We start from the raw sequence: 19,053 nt of genomic DNA on the forward strand, positions 1-19,053 counted from the left end.
ATGCGCTGGCGCCTGCATCGCGGCCAGGTGATCGACGGTTTCACCCTCCAGGAAAATCTGGGCACCGGCGGCATGGCGCAGCTCTGGGCCGTCACCCGGGAAGACGATTCGACGCCGCTGATCATGAAGGTTCCGATGCTGATCGACAGCGACGACCCGCTGCCCATCGTGTGCTTCGAGACCGAGCAGATGATCATGCCGCGCCTCGCCGGCCCGCATGTGCCGCGCTTTGTCGCCACGGGTCCGCTCGATCCCATGCCCTACATCGTCATGGAGCGGATTCCCGGACAGTCGCTGAAGGCGCGGCTCGACCAGGTTCCGCTGCCCTGGCCCGAGGTCGTCGCGATCGGCGCGACGGTGGCGCGCGCCCTGCACGACCTGCATCTCCAGCACGTGATCCATCTCGACATCAAGCCGAGCAACGTGATGATCCGCGAGACCGGCGAGGCCGTTCTCATTGATTACGGTTTCGCCCGGCACGAACGCCTGCCCGACCTTCTGGCCGAGGAATTTCGCGAGCCGTTCGGCACCACGCCCTACATGGCGCCGGAACAGGTGCTGCAGGATCGGGCCGATCCCCGCAGCGATCTCTTCGCGCTCGGCGTGATGCTGTATTTCTTCGCCACCGGGGAACGTCCTTTCGGCAATCCGCGCGGCGGCCAGATCCGCCGCCGCCTCTGGCGCGATCCGGTGCCGCCGCGGGCGCTCAACCCGGAATGTCCACCGTGGCTGCAGGAGATCATCCTGCGCTGCCTGGAGGTCGACCCGGACGAGCGCTACGCCACGGCCGCTCAGCTCGCCCTCGATCTCGAGAACCCGGACCAGGTGCGGCTCACCGAACGGGCCGGACGGCTCGAACGCGACAGCGGCGTGAAGACGTTCCGGCGCTGGCTCAAGGCCCGCCGGGCGCAGCCGCTCGAGGCACCGAACATCGCCGGGCAGCTGTCCCGGGCCCCCATCGTGCTGGTGGCCATCGATCTGTCACCGGGCAGCGAGGATCTCGCCGAAGCCCAGCGCATGATGATCGGCGGCATCCTGTCCATCGAGGGCGAGGCGCGCATTGCCTGCGTCAACGTCCTGAAGACCTCGCGCATCGCCGTCGACATCCTGGAGGACGAGGAGGGGAGGAGCCTCCACGTCCAGCGCCTGGTGCAGCTCCGGCACTGGGGCGGCTCGCTCCAGATCCCGTCGGATCGGATCACCTACAGCGTGCTGGAAGCGCCCGATCCGGCCGCCGCCCTCGTGGATTACGCGCGGCACAACAACGTCGACCATATCGTGGTCGGCGCCCGGGCCTCATCCGCCCTGCGCCGCTACCTGGGGAGCGTCTCGTCCCGCGTCGTCGCGGAGGCCCCCTGTTCGGTCACCGTCGTCAGGACCCCGAAAGACCGACGGGCCGAGGACGGGGGAGCCGCCTCCGCCTAACGGCCAACACGACGAGAGCTTGCCAAGCCGCGCATTCGGCTCTTTAAGGGCCCTGCATTTGATCACGACAGAACAGGGGTCTTCCCATGGCAACGCACAAGCTCCTCCTTCTCCCTGGCGACGGCATCGGCCCGGAGGTCATGCGCGAGGTCGAGAAGATTGTGGGCTGGTTCCGCAAGCGGGGGCTGGGCTTCGAGACCGAGACCGATCTCGTCGGCGGCTCGGCCTACGATGCCCATGGGGCGGCGATCTCGGATGCCGCCATGAACCGTGCGCAGGAGGCCGACGCGGTGCTCTTCGGCGCGGTGGGCGGCCCGAAATGGGACAGCGTGCCCTACACGGTGCGCCCCGAGGCGGGCCTGCTGCGCCTGCGCAAGGACCTCGGCCTCTTCGCCAACCTTCGCCCGGCGATCTGCTATCCGGCGCTGGCCGATGCCTCCTCGCTCAAGCGCGAGGTGGTGGAAGGCCTCGACATCATGATCGTGCGCGAGCTCACCGGCGGCGTCTATTTCGGCGAGCCGAAGGAGATCGTGACCCTCGAGGACGGCTCCCAGCGCGCCGTCGACACGCAGCTCTATCATACCCACGAGGTGGAGCGCATCGCGCGCGTCGCGTTCGATCTCGCCAGGAAGCGCCGCAACAAGGTTTCGTCGGCCGAGAAGATGAACGTGATGAAGACCGGCGTGTTCTGGCGCCAGGTCGTCACCCGCATCCACAAGGCCGAGTTCTCCGACGTCGAGTTGGAGCATGTGCTCGCCGACAACTGCGCCATGCAGCTCGTCCGCTGGCCCAAGCAGTTCGACGTGATCGTCACCGACAACCTGTTCGGCGATATCCTGTCGGACATCGCCGCGATGCTCACCGGTTCGCTCGGCATGCTGCCCTCCGCCTCCCTGGGGGCCGAGGATCCGGTGACCGGCCAGCGCAAGGCGCTCTACGAGCCCGTGCACGGCTCCGCCCCGGACATCGCCGGCAAGGGACTGGCCAATCCGATCGCCATGATCGGCTCCTTCGGCATGGCCCTGCGCTATTCCTTCGGCCTCCTCGACGAGGCGGATCGCCTGGACCGGGCGATCGCCAACGTGCTCGCCTCCGGCACCCGCACGAAGGACATCGCGGCTCCCGGCGCCAACGCGGTGGGCACGCAGGATGTGGGCGATGCGATCGTCAAGGAGCTCGAAGCCCAGTCGTGACGGCAAAAGCCCCGGGCCACGCCCGGGGCCTTCCGTCTCGGCGGAGAATTCAGCGGATCGAGCCCGTCGCCTCGACGTCCGGGCCGCCGAACATGGGGAACGGATTGCGGGAGCCGACAAAGGGCCCGTTGGTGATCGGATCGGGCAGTATCCCGACGCCGAACCGCTCTCCGTTCGGCGCATAGGGCGGACTCAGCAGATAGGACTGCGCCTGCCCATAGCCGGTATAGCCCGGATTGATCGAGCCGACCGGGACGACCGGTCCCGGATCAAGGAAGCTGCGCGGTTGAACCCGGAGAACGAGAGGACGGTTTCTGGTCTGCGCTTCCGCCATCACTGAGACGGACGTAAGCGCAGCCAATGATATCAAACCCAACAATGCGAAGCGGCGCATGGGTAATCCTCCAAGAACGGCGCTCAGTGCCTTGTGCTGTGCGCGATCATCGCGTGCGATGATATCGAAACAAGGCCGCCCCCCTAAAAATGGTTCCGACGAAGCGTGACATTTCACACAAGGTGAGAAGGACAGCAGCCGATGCAGGATAGGAAGGCGGGTTTCGATCTCTCAGGCAAGGAGGGCTTGAGCCTGCTGAGCGACACCCCGCTGGTGGCCGAAACGCCCGAAGAGCTTCTCGACGACGAGACGACGCCGGTCGCGCGCTTCTTCATCCGTAACAACGGATTGCTGCCCGGTCCGACGGCCGACCCCGAGGCCTGGAGCGTCGTCGTCGACGGGGAGGTCGAGCGCCCGCTCCGCCTGACGGTCGCGGAGCTGAAGAGCCGCTTCCCGCACAAGACGTTCCGCATGGTGCTCGAATGCGGCGGCAACGGCCGGTCCTTCTTCGAGCCCGCCGCGGAGGGAAACCCCTGGACCCATGGCGGTGTCGGCTGCGCGGAATGGACCGGTGTCTCGCTCGGCGACGTCCTGCACGCGGCAGGCCTCAAGGACACGGCATGCTTCACGGGTCATTTCGGCGCCGATCCAGACAAGCACGGCAGCCGTGAGCGGCAGGCCATGTCCCGTGGCGTGCCGCTCGCCAAGGCCCTGGAGGAGCACACCCTGCTCGTCTGGGCCATGAACGGCGAGCCGCTCCCTTTCATCCATGGTGGTCCCTTGCGCCTTGTCGTGCCGGGCTGGCCCGGCTCGCTGAGCCAGAAATGGCTCACGCGGGTGTGGATCCGCGACCGGGAACACGACGGTCCGGGCATGACCGGCCTGTCCTACCGCCTGCCGGTCCGGCCCCTGACGCCCGGTTCGGACGGCACGGGGGTGCAGACCCGGATCCTCGAATCGATGCCCGTGCGCAGCATCGTCACGGCGCCCGCCGACGGCCGCCGCTATCCCGAGGGCACGCGCTCCATCGCGGTCCGGGGCGCCGCCTGGGCGGGCGACGACGAGGTGGCGCGGGTCGAAGTCACCCTCGACGGCGGTGCGACCTGGACCGAGGCCGCCATGACGCCCCCGCGCAACCGCTACGACTGGGTGCGCTGGCAAGCCACGCTGACGCTGCCGGGCGACGGCTATTACGAGATCTTCGCGCGGGCGACGGACTCGAGGGGTCGTAGCCAGCCCTTCCGGGCTGCTGGATGGAATCCCAACGGCTACGGCTGCAACGTCATGCACCGGGTGGCGATCATGGTCGGGCCGGAGGCCTGACGGCTCCCGGGGCGGTGCGAGCCCCAGGCCCGCACGAATCGGCTCGGCCACGCTCGGCCTGGGCGAAGACGGCCTTCAGGGACGGATTGCTGCTGCCGGTCAGGGCGATGCCGTCGATGAAGCAGGCGAGCGGCCCATCGTCGGGAGCCGTGGAGCCGCACAGCCAGCCCTGGAAGCCGAACATGGCCGCCGGATCGGAAAACCGGAAGGCCAGGCAGCTCTGCTCGCCCTTGTTCGCCAGGGTCATGGGAGCGGCTTCCATGGAGCCGAATTTGGTTGCGACCATGCGGCTCTGGCCCAGATGCGCGACCGCAAGGCCCGAGCGGGCCGCCCGCCGAACCGTGTCGATGTAGAAACTTCCCGGAGATTCGGCCGATCCCTGGACGAGAGCCAACTGCGCATACCGGAAATCGCCGAAGCGCCCAACGGTCAGGGTGTCTTCCCGCGCTCCATCCGCATGCTCGCGCGCTTCGGACACGACGGGACCTGAGACGCCAGCCAGGGCATAGACGGACGGGGAGGCGGGCAGGGGCTTCCAGGCCGGTGCCGGGGCGACCAGCACCGAGGACGGAACCGCCTTCCGCCGCTCGGCCGGCGTGACATTCTGCTCCTGTTCCAGCGCGACATAGACGAGGCCCGCGATGGTGCAGGTCGAGATCAGGACCATGCGCAGCCAGGGCAGGGACTTCCGGCGGAGTCGACGGGAGGGGCGTTCGTCGACCCAGTCGGCGACGTCATCCTCGTCCCATTCGGCATAAACCGCCCGCGGCATCCTTTGAACCCATCAACCCTGCTGATCCCGTCATCCCCATGTTCTACCGTGACACTGGCCAGGGTTCGAAAGGTTTTGCTAAGCATGGTCAATCAAAGCTTAACACCCCGAGCCCCACCATGCCCCAGACCGTCGTCCGCCTCGCCACCCTGGAGGATGCCGCCGAGGTCGCGGCCCTGGTCCGGGCGCTCGACCTGCATTACGGCGGCCCGGAAGTGGCCCGGCCCCTCGAGCCGACCCTTGCGATGGTCGAACGCTCCATGCGGGAGGCGGAGGGCACGCGCTATGCCCTCGCGGTCCGGGACGGGCAGGCCGTGGGCCTTGCCTGCTTCGCCATCCTGCGGCCCGGCTTCAGGCTCACCGGCCTTCTCTTCGTCAAGGAGCTCTTCGTCGCCGAACCTGCGCGTGGCCATGCGGTCGGGGCCCTGCTGATGCGCTGGCTGGCGGATCATGCCCGGGCGCAGGGTCTCACCCGAATCGACCTCACCACGGATGGCACCAACACGGGCGCGCAGGCGTTCTACGAGCGCCTCGGAGCCGAGCGGATGGACAAGGTCTTCTACCGGTTCAACCTCTCGACCGATGTGCTGACGGGCGACTGAACGCACTGAGCCCAAGGAAATGCTTGACGGAAGCGCGACTTTGGTGTGTTTCTGGCGGCACCAAAGCCGCCTTCAGGCTTTTGGATGGACGATGGCAATGGCGCTGCTCACTCAGACGACGAGCAAAACGAAAACCGCCACGACGGCTGTGAAAACAGCCGAATAAGCCTCGTCGTCCCCGGTCCTCTCTCCCACGGGGCGAGAGGCAGCACCCGAGCAGGGTTTTCAAGTTTTCCGGGGAGAGCCGCAACAGGAGAAGTCATATGGGTTTCAAGATCGCCGTCGTCGGTGCGACCGGCAATGTGGGCCGCGAGATGCTGAGCATCCTCGCCGAACGGGCCTTTCCGGCCGATGAGGTGGTGGCGCTGGCCTCCCGCCGCAGCCAGGGGTCGGAAGTCTCCTACGGCGACAAGACGCTCAAGACGAAGGCTCTCGACACCTATGATTTCTCCGATGTCGATATCTGCCTCATGTCGGCGGGCGGCGAGGTCTCCAAGGAGTGGTCGCCGAAGATCGCAGCCCAAGGCGCGGTCGTGATCGACAATTCATCCGCCTGGCGCTACGACGCCGACGTGCCGCTCGTGGTGCCCGAGGTGAATGCCGAGGCGTTGCGCGACATGAAGAAGGGCATCATCGCCAACCCGAACTGCTCCACGGCCCAGCTCGTCGTGGCCCTCAAGCCGCTCCATGACGCCGCCACCATCACGCGCGTGGTGGTGGCCACCTATCAGTCGGTCTCCGGTGCCGGCAAGGACGGCATGGACGAGCTCGACCGTCAGACCAAGGCGCTCTACTCGCTCCAGGACGTGCAGGAGAAGAAGTTTCCCAAGCGCATCGCCTTCAACCTGATCCCGCACATCGACGTGTTCATGGAGGACGGGTACACGAAGGAAGAGTGGAAGATGACGGCCGAGACCAAGAAGATTCTCGACCCGAAGATCAAGCTCACGGCCACCTGCGTGCGCGTGCCGGTCTTCATCAGCCACTCGGAGGCGGTGAACGTCGAATTCGAGAAGCCGATCACGGCCGACGAGGCGCGCGACATCCTGCGGGCCGCCCCCGGCATCATGGTGGTCGATAAGCGCGAGCCCGGCGGCTACATCACGCCCCACGAGGCGGCCGGCGAGGACGCCACCTACATCTCGCGGATCCGCGAGGACATCACCGTCGAGAACGGCCTGTCCTTCTGGTGCGTGTCCGACAACCTGCGCAAGGGCGCGGCCCTGAACGCCGTGCAGATCGCCGAGGCCATGGCCAATCGCGGCCTGCTGAAGCCCAAGAAGCAGGCGGCCTGAGCCCCTGGAGGCCGGACGCGCCGCGTCGCGGCCTCATGCATGAACGCAAAGAGCCGCTGTCGGATGCGACAGCGGCTCTTGTCACGCCGGCAGCCCTCCCGACGGCGGCCTCCCGTCCCATCCGGCAGGCCTGGCGGAGGCTCTTCCATCGTGAAGAGCCCGCGATCAGATGATGAAGAAGTCGGTGTGGTCGAGCGCTCCGCCCATCTTCTTCGCATTGGGCTCGTAATTGATCGTCGCGATCTCGACGGCGGCCTTGCGGCCGCTGCCATCCGGGTCGAAGAGGATCTGCGCCTTCTTGGCTCCGATCTTCTTGATGATGATGTAGTCGTTTGCGTCCTTCGCACTGCCGAGGGCCACATAGGCCTTGCCGATCTTCTGGGCCTTCACGTCGCCGCCCTTCTTGTCCAGACTCATGAACGCCTTCGGCCTGAAGACGTCGCCGTCGAGCCAGATGGCATCCTTCTTGTGCTCGAAGCCGTAGACGATGTCCTTGTGCCTGTTCGCTTCGGCTCTGTTGTTCTTCAGGTCGGTGTCGAAGAGGAAGACGTCGGCATCCTTGAGGCCCTTGGTCGCGCTGGTGCTGCCGTAGAGCTTGTCCTTGCCGGCGCCTCCCGAGAGGATGTCATTGCCGCCATCGCCCTTGAGGATGTCGGCACCCGCTCCGCCGACCAGCCGGTCGTTGCCGAGGCTGCCCGAGAGTGAGTCCGCGAGCGCACCGCCGTAGAACACGTCATCGGCGGCGGAGCCGGGCGTGGTTTCGGGATTCCAGTCGATGACGACGATGGTGAGGTCCTTGACAGAGGACGCCCCGGCCTTGTCCGTCACGCGCACCTTGATCGTGTGGGCGGGCGCCTGCTCGAAATCGAGCCGGAAGCCGTTGTCCACCACGAGATCGTGGCCGTTGACGATCTTGAAACGGCCGCCGGCGGTATCCACGAGCTCGTAGGTGAACGTGTCGCCCGCATCCGGGTCGGCCGCGCCGAGGCTGCCGACGAAATCGCCCGCGGACGACAACTCCCGGATCGTCTTGTTCGTCAGGGTGACGTCGGTCGGGGCGTGGTTGACCGATCCGATCGTCAGGTCGACCTGCTGGATCACGGACAGGGACGCATCCTTCTGATCGGTGATCTTGACATAAACCGGGACGACGGTCGAACCGGCCACGTCGCGCAGCCCGCCCGTGCCGACCTTCACGTTGCCGTCGGCGTCGATCGAGAACTCGCTGCCCGCATAGGCGCTGCCGTCGGCATTCACGAGCGCATAGGAGTAGGTGCGGAAATCCGACCGCGTGTCCGGATCGATCACGCCCTGCAGGGTCGCCAGGGTGGTGCCGGGCTGCGTGGTCTTCGTCGCCACGTTGACCGCATAGGTCGCGCCGGTCGGCCGCTCGTTCACGTCGTCGAGGTAGATCTTCACGGTCGTGTTGCCGGAAACCTTGCCATCCTGGCCGCTCTCACGGGCCCGCACCACCACGTTGAAGTATTTCTTCTCGCCAGGCGCGCCGGCATTCTCGGTCTGAAGCCCGCTGCTCGCGGCCTCGTAATTGGCGCCGCCCGCGAAGGAAATCACCCCGGTGTCGGGGTCGATGGAGAACAGGCTGCCGGGATTGCCGACGAGGTCGTAGAGGATTGTCGTCCCGCCGAAACCGTCATCGGTCGATTGCACCGTCGCGACGGTCGCGACCGGCCCGCCATTCTCGCTGAGCAGCGCGACTGTGCCCTGCAAGGTCGGGTTCGTCGGGGCGGTGTTCCCGTCGCCCGCCGCATTCACCGTGATGTGGAAATCCTTGTAGGCCGAGACCGATCCGGGACCGCCGTTCCTGTCCGTGACCTTCAAGGTGATCGTGTAGGTCTCGGTCTTGGTCACGTCGGTGAGCGCCGCCACCTTCAGCTGGCCGTTCTCGATCTTGAACCGCCCGCCCGCATTGCCGGCGCCGCTCGTCCCGTTGGCACCCGTGGTGTCGAAGGCGTAGACGAGGCCCGTATCGCCTTCCGGATCGAGGGCCTGCAGAGCTCCGATGAGCGTCCCGTCGGGCGCGTCCTCGCCAATCGCGGCCTTGGTCGTCCCGTCCGTGAAGGACAGGCCCGTCGCGGCCTCGTTCACGTCGGTCACGTAGACCTTCACCGGGGTCGATCCTGAGGACCAGCCGGTGAGCGTCTCGGTGGCCTTGACGGCGAGAAGGTAGAACTTGCGCACCAGCGAGCCGACCATCTCGGTCTGCAGGTCGACATCCTCCGCCGATTCGTAGTCGACCGCGCCCACGAGGCTGATCAGGCCGCTCGTCGGGTCGATCATGAACTTGCCGCCGGGATTGGCGGTCAGCGAATAGACCGCACCTCCGTCTGCGAGACCGGGGCTCCTCACGTTCGCAACGGGCGTGAACGGCGCCGCGTTCTCGCTGATCGGGGTCACGGATCCCTGCACAGCCGGCGCGACGGGCGCCCGGGTCGGCAGCGCCACCGTGCCGTCCTGGAATTGCAGGAATTCGATGTTCTTCAGGGTGTCGGTCCCGTCGCGGGCATCGCCCATGGTGTCGATGACCGTCAGGGTGCCGTCGGGATTGCGGGTGATCGTGTACTCCGCCAGGAGGCCCGTAAACACCGCGATGTCTTGGCCGGCGCCCCCGTCGAGCCAGTCGTCGCCGCCGCCGCCTTCGATGCGGTTGGCGCCGCCGTTGCCCGTGATGGCATTGCCGAGGTAGTTGCCCGTGCCTCCGTTGTCGCCGGCACCGGTGAGGACGAGGTTCTCGACATCGTTGGCCAGGGTGTAGGACACCGATGCGCGCACCGTATCGAGGCCCTGGTCCGATGTCTCGTCGACGAGGTCGTTCGCATCGTCCACGACATAGGTGTCGTTCCCATCCCCGGCGGCCATCCGGTCCGCGCCCGCGCCGCCGTCGAGGATGTTATGGCCGGTATTGCCGGTGATCCTGTTGGCGAGATCGTTGCCGGTACCCCTGATGTCGCCGAATCCGGTGAGGACGAGGTCCTCCACATGCGCGCCGAGGGCGTAGGACACTGAGGCCCGCACCGTGTCGGCGCCTTCGCCGGCCCGCTCCGCCACCAGGTCGCCCTCGTGATCGACCATGTAGGTGTCGTCGCCATCGCCGCCGGCGAGTTGATCCGCGCCTGCACCGCCGTCGAGCCGGTTTTTGCCGGCGTTTCCGGTGAGCGAATTCCCCAGTTCATTGCCCGCGCCGTCGATGTCGTCGCCTCCGGTGAGGACGAGGTTCTCCACGTTCCTGCCGAGCGTGTGAGACACGGAAGCCCGCACGGTGTCGATACCCTCGCCAGCTGCCTCGGTCACCTGGTCGTTCTGATGGTCCACGACGTAGACGTCATTGCCCTGGCCGCCGGCGAGTTCATCCGCGCCTGCGCCGCCGTCGAGCACGTTGCTGCCGGCATTGCCGGTAATCCTGTTGGCCAGTGCGTTGCCCGTGCCGGTGAGATCGTCGTCGCCCGTCAGCCAGAGGTTTTCGAGGTTCGCGCCGAGCGCGTAAGAGATCGACGCGCGGACGAGATCGATCCCTTCAAAGCCACCGGATGCTTCCATCGCAACGTCGTTGGAATCGTCAATCACGAAGGTGTCATCGCCCTCGCCGCCGACCATCAGATCGGCGCCTTCGCCGCCGTCGAGATAATCGATCCCGAAGCCGCCAACGAGGCTGTCGTCGCCGCCATTGCCGAACAGCGAGTCCTTGCCGTCGCCGCCGACGAGAGTTTCGATCCCGCTGCCGCCATAGGCGATGTCATTGCCTCTGCCCAGGTTCACGACGTCGGTCACCATTCCGGTCAGTCCGTCATAGAGATCGTCACCCTCGTTGAGGAGGATGTCGCCCTGGATGGTCCCTTGATTGAGCAGAGTGTCCCGGTCGAAGGAGCCGAAAACTGCAGTCTGCGCTACGATGGTGCCGGTGTTGCTCAGGAAGGAATCGCCGCTCGCAAAGGTGACCCCGGAGCTGCCGGCCTGGATCAGGCCGCTATTGGTGACGTTGCCGGAGGACTCGACATAGATCCCCATGACGCCGGCTACGATCGTGCCGCTGTTGAACACGCCATAGGGAGAATCGGGAGATGCGGCGAAAGGAACGAGACTCGCCGCTCCCAGGAGGAAAATCCCGGTATCGGCTGCCTCGATCCTGCTGGTATTGGCGATATGGTCGAGGCTACCGTTGACCGCGTCGACAGTGCCGCTGATGCCATAATAGCCCGACAGAAGTCCGTTGTTTAAAATATGATTGTCGGAACCGTCGAGGAGGATGGCGGCAGCGTTGGCAATTCCCAACGAACCGGAAATCTGTCCGTTGTTGACGACTACGTTGGAATCGTCCCCTAGGAATATGCCGTTTGTGCCACCGCGGACGGTCCCGGTGCTGCCGACGGTGATGGCACAACCAAATCCCCAAAAATCAATCGCATTGGTCGCTGAGCGGATCGAACCGTCGACAACGACCTCCGATCCCGGCTCTCCGGTAACCGCTGCATTGCCGGTGTTGACCGTGATTGATCCGCTTTGCGTGACATTAAGCGTTTCAAATGTCGAACCAATATGGACCGCGGTAGTCTGCGCGGTGGAAATGAATGAAGTCGGCATGACGCCCCCTAAAGATTATGGACATGTTATTACATATCCATAGGGCGTCAATCGGCAATGCTGAACGGTCGCTGAGGAAGGCGGATCCCTGTCGACCGGATGGCAGACGCGCCTAGGGCGCGTCGACCTGGCGGGCGGTGAACATGGAGATTTTCTCGGGCATGTCCTCGACCGCCGGTTTGAAATCCCCCGTCTCCGGATCGCGCACCAGCAATACGCCCGTCGCGACCCCGAAATAGGCGCCATGCAACTGCAGCTTGCCGCGCTCGACCAGAATGCGGACGCAGGGGAAAGTCATCAGGTTCTTGAGGCTGTTCTCGATGGCCGCGAGTTCCAGGCGCGGCAGGTACTCGTCCATGTCGCCGGCGGGAGGCCCCAAGCGCTCGCCCGCGGGTTTGATCAGGTTCATCCAGCGGCCGATGAAGTCGCCCGGCGACAGGGGGGCGGTCTCGTCCGCGAAGGCCCGGATGCCGCCGCAGCGGGCATGGCCCAGCACCACGATGTGCTTCACGCGCAGGGCCTGCACGGCGAATTCGAGCGCCGCCGAGGTGCCGTGGTAATCGCCTCCGGTCTCGAAGGGCGGCACCAGGTTCGCCACATTGCGCACCACGAACAATTCGCCCGGGCTCGCATCGAAGATGACCTCGGGGGAGACGCGGCTGTCGCAGCAGCCGATCACCATCACCTCGGGCGCCTGGCCCTTCTCGGCCAGGGTCTCGAAGCGGTTCTTCTCGCGCGGGAAGCGTTCGTCGAGGAATGCGCGGTAGCCTTCGGTCAGACGTTGCGGGAACATGGGCGTCCTTCCATTACGGATGGGTGATTTCGGCAAGCTTGGCGAGCTCGACATTGGCGCCGCAGAGCAGCACGCCGACGCGCTCGCCTGAGCGCGGTTTATAGGCCCCCGAGACCAGCGCGGCCAGTGCCGCCGCGCCACCGGGCTCGGACGCGACGCGGTAGTCGCGCCAGAGCAGCCGCTGCGCATCGCGGATCGCCGGATCCGTGACGAGCGCCACGTGGTCGACCGTCCCGCGGCAGATCGAATAGACGAGGTCGCCCGTGTTCTTGGCGCCCAGGGAATCGGCCGCGACCGAATCGACGTCCACGTCGACCGGCTGCCCGGCTGCGAGCGCGGCATGGAGAGCGCGCGAGCCCTCCGGCTCGACGCCCACCACCTTCACGCGCCCGGCCCACCATCTCGCCACGCCGCTGATGAGGCCGCCGCCGCCCACCGCGACCAGGACAGTATCGAGGCCTGGAGCATCCTGCTCCCATTCGAGAGCCGCCGTGCCCTGGCCGACGATGGTGCTCGTCGCCCCGAAGGGGTGGACGCGGAGCGCTCCGCTCTCCTCGACGAACAGGTCGCAGGCGGCCTGCGCGTCCGCATAGCGGGCGCCGCCGATCACCACGTCGGCTCCGTGCGAGCGGATGACGGCGATCTTGGCGGGGCTCGAGATCTCCGGCACGAAGATGCGCGCCTTCACGCCCAGCTGCTTCGCCGCATAGGCGACCGCCGCCCCATGATTGCCGCCGGAGGCCGCCGCGACGCCCGCGGCCGGCACCTCGTTCGACAGCAGGGTGTTGAAAGCGCCACGGGTCTTGAACGAGCCCGCATGCTGCAGGAACTCCAGCTTCAGGCTCACCGGGCCGTCGTGGCCGAAAGCCCTCCCCAGGTTCAGGACCGGCGTGCGGCGGATATGCGGGGCGATGCGGGCATGGGCCGCTTCGATGTCGGCGCGGGAGATGGGCATGGTTGAACCTTGGGGCTGCCTGCGGAGCGTCCAGATGGCGACCGGCAGGCCGTGCGCGTCACGGCCGGGCGGGTCGGGAAAGGATCGTCCCCCACCTGTCGCGAGATCGAGCGCCACCGTCAACCCCGCAAGCGCGTCGAGGAGGTCGTCCTCGGCCGCTCCGCGGGGAGGGGAGGCGGCGACGAGGGGTTCGGGAAGGAGACCGGATCGCCGGAGAAGAGCGCGGCGAAGCGCCATGCCGGGCCCATGAGGCGTGCTCTTCACCTTCTTCGGCTCGCGGAGCGCCCGGCCCGTGTTCAGAGCCCAGAACGCAAGCTCCGGATGCACCTCGAAGACGCGGGACACCAGATCGGGACGGGCCCGCAGCAGCGCGTCGATCTCGCGGATCTTCGGGAAGATGGCGAAGCCCTGCCGCGACACCTTCCGCGCCGGGGTCGAGGTGGCGGCGGCGACCGCGCAGGCCTCGGCGTAGTCCATCGCTTCCACGGCACGGCGCGACGGGATGGCGAAGACGGAGGACTGGCGTTCGCCGAGGAGGCGGCGAATCAGCTGCTCCGGCAGGCGGCCCGAGCCTTCGGTCCGCTCCGGCAGGCCGACAGGCATGTCGACGGCGATCACGGCCGGCCGCTCGGGCGCATCCGCGATGGCGGCGAAGGCCGGGACCGTGATGATGCGATGGGCGTTCGGATCGTCCGCCCGCATCAGCACGGCGATCCATCCGGCCCGGCAGCCATCGACTCCTGCGACCCACATGCTCCGGCTTCTCCTTTGCCGACACCCTCGGGAGCATTACAACCGATCGGACGCCCGAGGACAAAGCCATGACCCCGATTCGCCCGCGCCGCAGCGCGCTGTACATGCCCGGTTCGAATCTCCGCGCGCTCGAGAAGGCGAAGACGCTCGCCGCCGACGGGGTGATCTTCGACCTCGAGGATGCGGTCGCGCCCGATCTGAAGACACAGGCGCGCGAGCAGGTCTGCGCGGCCGTGCAGGCCGGCGGCTACGGCCGGCGGGAGCTCGTGATCCGCATCAACGCGCTCGACACACCCTGGGGCGAGGCCGATCTCGCGGCCGCCGTCGCGGCGGCGCCCGACGCGATTCTCGTGCCGAAGGTTTCCACGGCCGAGACGCTCGCGGCGGTCGGCCTGCGCCTTCGCAAGCTCGGTGCCGCGGAGCGCACCAGGGTCTGGGCCATGATCGAGACGCCGCTCGCCATCCTTCGGGCCGAGTCGATCGCGAGCGCGGCTCGCGACGTCGACACGCGGCTGGACTGCATCGTCATGGGCACCAACGATCTCGCCAAGGATACCCGCGCGCGTCTTCTGCCGGGGCGCGCCGCGATGCTGCCCTGGCTGATGACGGCGCTCGCAGCCGCCCGGGCGCACGGCATCGACATCCTCGACGGGGTCTACAACGGCCTGTCCGACCCGGAGGGCTTCCGTACGGAATGCGAGCAGAGCCGCGACGGCGGCTTCGACGGCAAGACGCTGATCCATCCCGACCAGATCGCCACCGCCAATGACATCTTCGCGCCATCCCGCGACGAGGTCGAGACGGCGAAGACCATCGTCGAGGCCTTCGATGAGCCGGAGAATGCGGGCAAGGGAGCCATCAGCCTGAATGGCCGCATGGTCGAACGGTTGCATGCCGAGATGGCGAAACGGACGCTGGCGCTGGCGGACGCGATTGCCGCCCGGCCCGTGTGATTGTCAGGGCGGACGTGGCGCGACGGGTGTCCGGGAGTCGATGCTGAAGAGCGCTTGAGGCCGGCCCCGTTTCGAGATCCGCTTGCGCCGCCCGGGACGACGGACAACTCAGTCCGTCAGTTGCCGCGCTTCCTCCGGCAGCATGATCGGGATGCCGTCGCGGATCGGATAGGCGAGCTTGGCGCGGCGGCTGATCAGCTCCTGCCGGGCGGCGTCGTATTCGAGCGTTTCCTTGGTGAGCGGGCAGACGAGAAGCTCCAGGAGCTTGGGGTCGATCCGCGTCGCCTCCACGGGCTGGGGCGTCTCGGATTGCGGGGTGTCGGGAACCATGTGGTCATTCCTAAGATGGGCTTGCCTATTGCAGGGTCGAGTCGGACCCGACGCCGCCGCGGGCGAGCTCGATCTCGGTGAGCGCGATCAGCACCTCGGCCCGGCTCTTCAGGTTGGGGGCTTCGAGCAGCGCCTGCTTCTCGCGCACGCCGAAGGGGCTCATCATGCACAAAGCGTTGACCAGGGCCTCGTTGGGAGCCTCCTCGATGCCCCGCCAATCGACTTTCACATGCACCGCGTTGACGAAGTCGCGCAGCGCCTTGACCACGCCGGCACGATCCACGTCGTTCTCGCCGGCACGGGCCGTGAAGTCGTCGGTGAAGGGCTCGAACGTCACCCGGCACCGGCGGAACGGGCTTACCGGCGGCAGTTCCTCCTCGATGCGGAAGCGCGAGATGCCGATGAGCGTGATGAGGTACCGCCCGTCGCCGGTCTCGGCGAGCTGGGTGATGCGGCCGGCGCAGCCGATCCGGTAGAGTTTCGGCACGTTCGTCAGGGGATCGTTGTCCGCATCGGGCTGCACCATGCCGATGATCCGGTCGGTCTTCAGCGCTTCATCGACCATCGCCAGGTAACGTGGCTCGAAGATGTTGAGGGGCATCTGGCCGCGGGGCAGGAGGAGGGCGCCGGGAAGCGGAAAGACGGGAACGACCGATGGGCAATCCTCCGGCCCTCGGTATACCGCGTTCATTCCCATCCTGATCTCCTAAACCGCGTTGGACAGCGTCAAGAGAACAGGAGCGAGGAGAGCCTCCGCCGCCCTGCCAGCGTCATCGCGTCCATCGGACCCCAGGCCTCGAAGAACTGGACGAGCTGCTTGCGTGCGCCGTCATCGTTCCAATTGCGGTCGCGGCGGACGATTTCAAGGAGGTGATCGGCAGCTTCTTCCCGCCGTCCGCGGGCGTTCAGGCCCACGGCCAGGTCGAAGCGGGCCTGATGGTCCATGGGATCGGCCTCGACCCGCCGCTGAAGGTCCGCCAGGTCGCCCAGGGAACCCGCCTGTTCGGCGAGCTCGATCGCCGCCCGGGCGCCCGCAAGAGCCGGATCGTTGGCCTTCGCCGCCGGGGCCATGGCGAGGAAGCGCTTGGCGCCTTCCAGGTCGCTGACCTCCACGTGCAGCTTCACGAGAGCCGCCAGGGCCGGCACGTTCTCCGGGTCCTGGGCGAGAACGGCGGAATAGAGCTCGGCCGCGCCGCCGATATCGCCCTCCGCGTGCAGGCGGTCGGCCTCGGCCAGGATTTCCTCCGCCGCGCTCGGACCAAGGGGACCGGTCAGGCGCTCGATGAAGCTCTTGACCTGGCTTTCCGGCAGGGCCCCCATGAAGCCGTCCACCGGCTGCCCGCGCTGGAAGGCGAAGACGGCCGGGATCGACTGCACGCCGAGTTGGCCGGCGATCTGCGGATGCTCGTCGATGTTCATCTTCACGAGCTTCACCTTGCCGCCGGCCGCGCGCACGGCCTTCTCGAGGATCGGGGTGAGCTGCTTGCAGGGGCCGCACCAGGGAGCCCAGAAATCCACCAGGACAGGCTGCTGCATGGATTCGGCGAGCACGTCCTGGCGGAAGGCCGCCGTGGTGGTGTCCTTCACGAGATCGTCGGAGGAGGTTCCGGGGACGGGGGTATCGGACAGCATGCGATCCTCGAAAGGTGAGAGGCGTTGGGAAGGACGAAACCTTACATGGGAGCTTGAGCGTCGTCTGGCAATTCCGCCGGCGGCTCCGGCAGGCGCAGGATGAGCGGATCGTGTCCCGTGGCCCTCAGGAACGTCACCAGATCCTCCCGCGACACCCCGGTGGTCATGGAATTGACCAGGGGGTGAAAATTGACCCGCCTGTGCTCCATCAGGTTGGCATCGAGCACCATCGTGACCTTGCCTTCCGTATCGTTCACCACGGCGAAGGCGGTGACCGAGCCGGGCTCGACGCCCAGGAGGGCGCGCAACTGCTCGGCGGACCCGAAGGAGAGCCGCCCCGAGGCCCCGAGGACCTCGTGGGTACGCTTGAGGTCGATAGCCGTGTCGTGCTTGGCGGAAATCAGGAAGAAGCGCCCCTTCTTGTCCTTCACGAACAGGTTCTTGGTGTGAGCTCCGGGGATCCGCTCCTTGACGTGCTGCGATTCCGCCACCGTGAAGACCGGCTCGTGCTCGACCGTCTCGGTCCTGATGCCAAGCGAGGACAGGCGCTCCAGGAGTTCCTGAGGGGACAGATGGGCCAAGATGATCCTCCAGATCTGCCGCGCTTCTAGCGCATCGTGCGGAAAAGTGGACCCCGGTTTTCCGCACGATGCGCCCTTCAAAGGGTGGAGCATCGGATCGACCTCAACAGTGGGACCACTTCTGGGTCCGACGCTTGTCTTATGATTTTCGCGTCCTGATCGAGCAAGATGAGGACACCGCCAGCGGGTCGCGAGCTCGCTGGCGGTGGGAGGGGACGGGTCGTTCCGACGCAGACCGGAGCGGGTCGAGCTAGAGTCAGACCGCCCCTCTCTTTTCCTCGTGGCCTGAACGGATACCCGGGCGTGATGGCCCGCATGACAAGCCAAGGACGCGGAAAAGATGGATCATCCTATACCACAGACCGCCGGCATCGACATTGCCAAAGATCAGCTCGATGTCTGTCTCTGCCCCGACGGGGCCACGCGCCACTTCCCCAACGACGCCAAAGGCCATCGCGCCCTCATCGCTTGGCTGGCCGCGTACGCCATTCAGCGCGTGGTCTTCGAGCCGACCGGCGCCTATCACCGCGGGCTGGAGCGCAGTCTTGCCAGTGCCGGCCTGCCGCTGGCGAAGATCAATCCCCGCCACGCCCGCCGCTTCGCGGAAGCCCTGGGACAGCTCGCCAAAACCGATCGGCTCGATGCGGCCCTGCTGGCGCGTTTTGGAGCCCTGCTCGAGCCTCCCACCCGGCCCGTGCTCAGTCCCACTCTGGATGCCATGAAGGAGCTGGTGGTGGCGCGGCAGGCGCTGATCAAGGACCGCACGGCCGCTCTCAACCGGCAGAAGGTGGTCCGCTCTCCCTTGTTGCGACGTCAGCTCGACCAGCGGCTGCGCCAGATAGTCCGCCACTTGGCTGCGGTCGACGCCCAACTTCTCAGCCTGTGTCAGGCGGATGCGGATCTCGCCCCGCGTCTGGCCATCCTCATGAGCATTCCCGGCATTGCTCAAGCCACGGCCGTGAGCCTGCTCGTCGAGATGCCTGAACTCGGCAGCCTCGATCAGAGCCAGGTGGCCAGCCTCGCCGGCTTGGCTCCGGTGGCGCGCGACAGCGGAACCTCGCGCGGTCGCCGCACGATCCGGGGCGGCCGCGCCCATCTGCGTCAGGCGCTGTACATGCCAGCGCTGGTGGCGGCCCGCTTCAATCCGGATCTGAAGGCCAAGTACCAGGCCCTGCTCGCGGCGGGCAAGCCGGCCAAGGTCGCCCTGACGGCCATCATGCGCAAGCTCATCATCCTGGCCAATGCGCTCTTGCGAGATCAGCGAAACTGGTCCCCAAAACCCGCTTGATCAATACGGATACTCTAGCGACCGGATGAAGCAGGCTCAAGGGTTTGCCGGAAAAGATCTCAAGGCCCCTCTTGCAATGCGTCGCGTTTTGGGGCACATCAACGGCCTCGCAACGATGCCTCGCGCATCGCGGAGCGTGCGGGTGTAGCTCAGGGGTAGAGCACAACCTTGCCAAGGTTGGGGTCGAGGGTTCGAATCCCTTCGCCCGCTCCAGTTTCTCTCATGATC

Annotated in this window: 17 protein-coding genes and 1 tRNA gene; 9 read left to right on the forward strand and 9 right to left on the reverse strand. The window is 66.6% G+C overall.

The genetic code is table 11. The features are described 5' to 3' along the window. A complete protein-coding gene (locus HPT29_RS01540; protein WP_173947735.1) occupies positions 1-1,425 on the forward strand; it encodes a serine/threonine protein kinase in 1,425 nt (474 codons plus the stop codon). An 86-nt stretch (positions 1,426-1,511) separates the two neighbouring features. Then, entirely contained in the window at positions 1,512-2,618 is a 1,107-nt protein-coding gene (gene leuB / locus HPT29_RS01545) for a 3-isopropylmalate dehydrogenase (protein WP_173947734.1), read from the forward strand. 49 nt (positions 2,619-2,667) lie between these two features. Here leuB and HPT29_RS01550 read toward each other — a convergent pair whose 3' ends face one another. Next, the gene (locus tag HPT29_RS01550; protein ID WP_173947733.1) at positions 2,668-3,012 is read right to left on the reverse strand and encodes a hypothetical protein; all 345 of its coding nucleotides are present in this window, start codon (positions 3,010-3,012) and stop codon (positions 2,668-2,670) included. A gap of 141 nt (positions 3,013-3,153) precedes the next feature. On the opposite strand from HPT29_RS01550, the gene HPT29_RS01555 reads away from it, so the two are divergent. Further along, a complete protein-coding gene (locus HPT29_RS01555; protein WP_173947732.1) occupies positions 3,154-4,275 on the forward strand; it encodes a sulfite oxidase in 1,122 nt (373 codons plus the stop codon). Here HPT29_RS01555 and HPT29_RS01560 read toward each other — a convergent pair. Beyond that, entirely contained in the window at positions 4,253-5,047 is a 795-nt protein-coding gene (locus HPT29_RS01560) for a hypothetical protein (RefSeq protein ID WP_173947731.1), read from the reverse strand. The genes HPT29_RS01555 and HPT29_RS01560 overlap by 23 nt on opposite strands. Before the next feature lie 119 nt (positions 5,048-5,166). Between HPT29_RS01560 and HPT29_RS01565 the strand changes: the two genes are divergently transcribed. Further along, positions 5,167-5,649 carry a GNAT family N-acetyltransferase gene (locus HPT29_RS01565; RefSeq protein ID WP_173947730.1) on the forward strand — a complete coding sequence of 161 codons (483 nt, stop codon included), beginning with the start codon at positions 5,167-5,169 and terminating at the stop codon, positions 5,647-5,649. A 263-nt stretch (positions 5,650-5,912) separates the two neighbouring features. Then, complete coding sequence (locus tag HPT29_RS01570) at positions 5,913-6,944, forward strand: aspartate-semialdehyde dehydrogenase (RefSeq protein WP_173947729.1); 1,032 nt, start codon at positions 5,913-5,915, stop codon at positions 6,942-6,944. A 165-nt stretch (positions 6,945-7,109) separates the two neighbouring features. Here HPT29_RS01570 and HPT29_RS01575 read toward each other — a convergent pair whose 3' ends face one another. Then, entirely contained in the window at positions 7,110-11,231 is a 4,122-nt protein-coding gene (locus HPT29_RS01575; RefSeq protein WP_173947728.1) for a hypothetical protein, read from the reverse strand. Between the two features lie 85 nt (positions 11,232-11,316). Here HPT29_RS01575 and HPT29_RS01580 point away from each other — a divergent pair, with 85 nt between their 5' ends. Continuing rightward, positions 11,317-11,583: a hypothetical protein gene (locus HPT29_RS01580; protein WP_173947727.1), complete on the forward strand. Its 267-nt coding sequence runs from the start codon at positions 11,317-11,319 to the stop codon at positions 11,581-11,583. Positions 11,584-11,652: 69 nt separating this feature from the next. Here HPT29_RS01580 and HPT29_RS01585 read toward each other — a convergent pair whose 3' ends face one another. Together HPT29_RS01585 and HPT29_RS28685 are read right to left on the reverse strand one after the other, a co-directional pair. Next, entirely contained in the window at positions 11,653-12,333 is a 681-nt protein-coding gene (locus HPT29_RS01585) for a carbonic anhydrase (protein WP_173947726.1), read from the reverse strand. Positions 12,334-12,346: 13 nt separating this feature from the next. Next, positions 12,347-14,041 (reverse strand): serine/threonine dehydratase, encoded by a 1,695-nt coding sequence (locus tag HPT29_RS28685; protein ID WP_349774709.1) that lies wholly within the window; start codon positions 14,039-14,041, stop codon positions 12,347-12,349. Between the two features lie 68 nt (positions 14,042-14,109). Between HPT29_RS28685 and HPT29_RS01600 the strand changes: the two genes are divergently transcribed. Next, complete coding sequence (locus HPT29_RS01600; RefSeq protein ID WP_173947725.1) at positions 14,110-14,994, forward strand: HpcH/HpaI aldolase/citrate lyase family protein; 885 nt, start codon at positions 14,110-14,112, stop codon at positions 14,992-14,994. Positions 14,995-15,102: 108 nt separating this feature from the next. Here HPT29_RS01600 and HPT29_RS01605 read toward each other — a convergent pair whose 3' ends face one another. The 4 genes from HPT29_RS01605 to HPT29_RS01620 are packed head-to-tail and all read right to left on the reverse strand — an operon-like array spanning position 15,103 to position 17,537. Beyond that, a complete protein-coding gene (locus HPT29_RS01605; RefSeq protein WP_173947724.1) occupies positions 15,103-15,324 on the reverse strand; it encodes a Trm112 family protein in 222 nt (73 codons plus the stop codon). A gap of 25 nt (positions 15,325-15,349) precedes the next feature. Then, positions 15,350-16,021 carry an LON peptidase substrate-binding domain-containing protein gene (locus tag HPT29_RS01610; protein ID WP_173947723.1) on the reverse strand — a complete coding sequence of 224 codons (672 nt, stop codon included), beginning with the start codon at positions 16,019-16,021 and terminating at the stop codon, positions 15,350-15,352. A 29-nt stretch (positions 16,022-16,050) separates the two neighbouring features. Then, positions 16,051-16,956, reverse strand: coding sequence for a thioredoxin (gene trxA, locus HPT29_RS01615; RefSeq protein ID WP_173947722.1), 906 nt, complete (start codon positions 16,954-16,956; stop codon positions 16,051-16,053). A gap of 41 nt (positions 16,957-16,997) precedes the next feature. Beyond that, positions 16,998-17,537 carry a prolyl-tRNA synthetase associated domain-containing protein gene (locus tag HPT29_RS01620; protein ID WP_173947721.1) on the reverse strand — a complete coding sequence of 180 codons (540 nt, stop codon included), beginning with the start codon at positions 17,535-17,537 and terminating at the stop codon, positions 16,998-17,000. Positions 17,538-17,877: 340 nt separating this feature from the next. On the opposite strand from HPT29_RS01620, the gene HPT29_RS01625 reads away from it, so the two are divergent. Both HPT29_RS01625 and HPT29_RS01630 read left to right on the forward strand, forming a co-directional pair. Further along, the gene (locus tag HPT29_RS01625) at positions 17,878-18,825 is read left to right on the forward strand and encodes an IS110 family RNA-guided transposase (protein ID WP_173944981.1); all 948 of its coding nucleotides are present in this window, start codon (positions 17,878-17,880) and stop codon (positions 18,823-18,825) included. A gap of 138 nt (positions 18,826-18,963) precedes the next feature. Beyond that, positions 18,964-19,038 (forward strand) — tRNA-Gly (locus HPT29_RS01630). Positions 19,039-19,053 lie beyond the last annotated feature (15 nt).

The sequence above is a fragment of the Microvirga terrae genome, from assembly GCF_013307435.2.
GTDB classification, from domain to species: Bacteria; Pseudomonadota; Alphaproteobacteria; order Rhizobiales; family Beijerinckiaceae; genus Microvirga; species Microvirga terrae.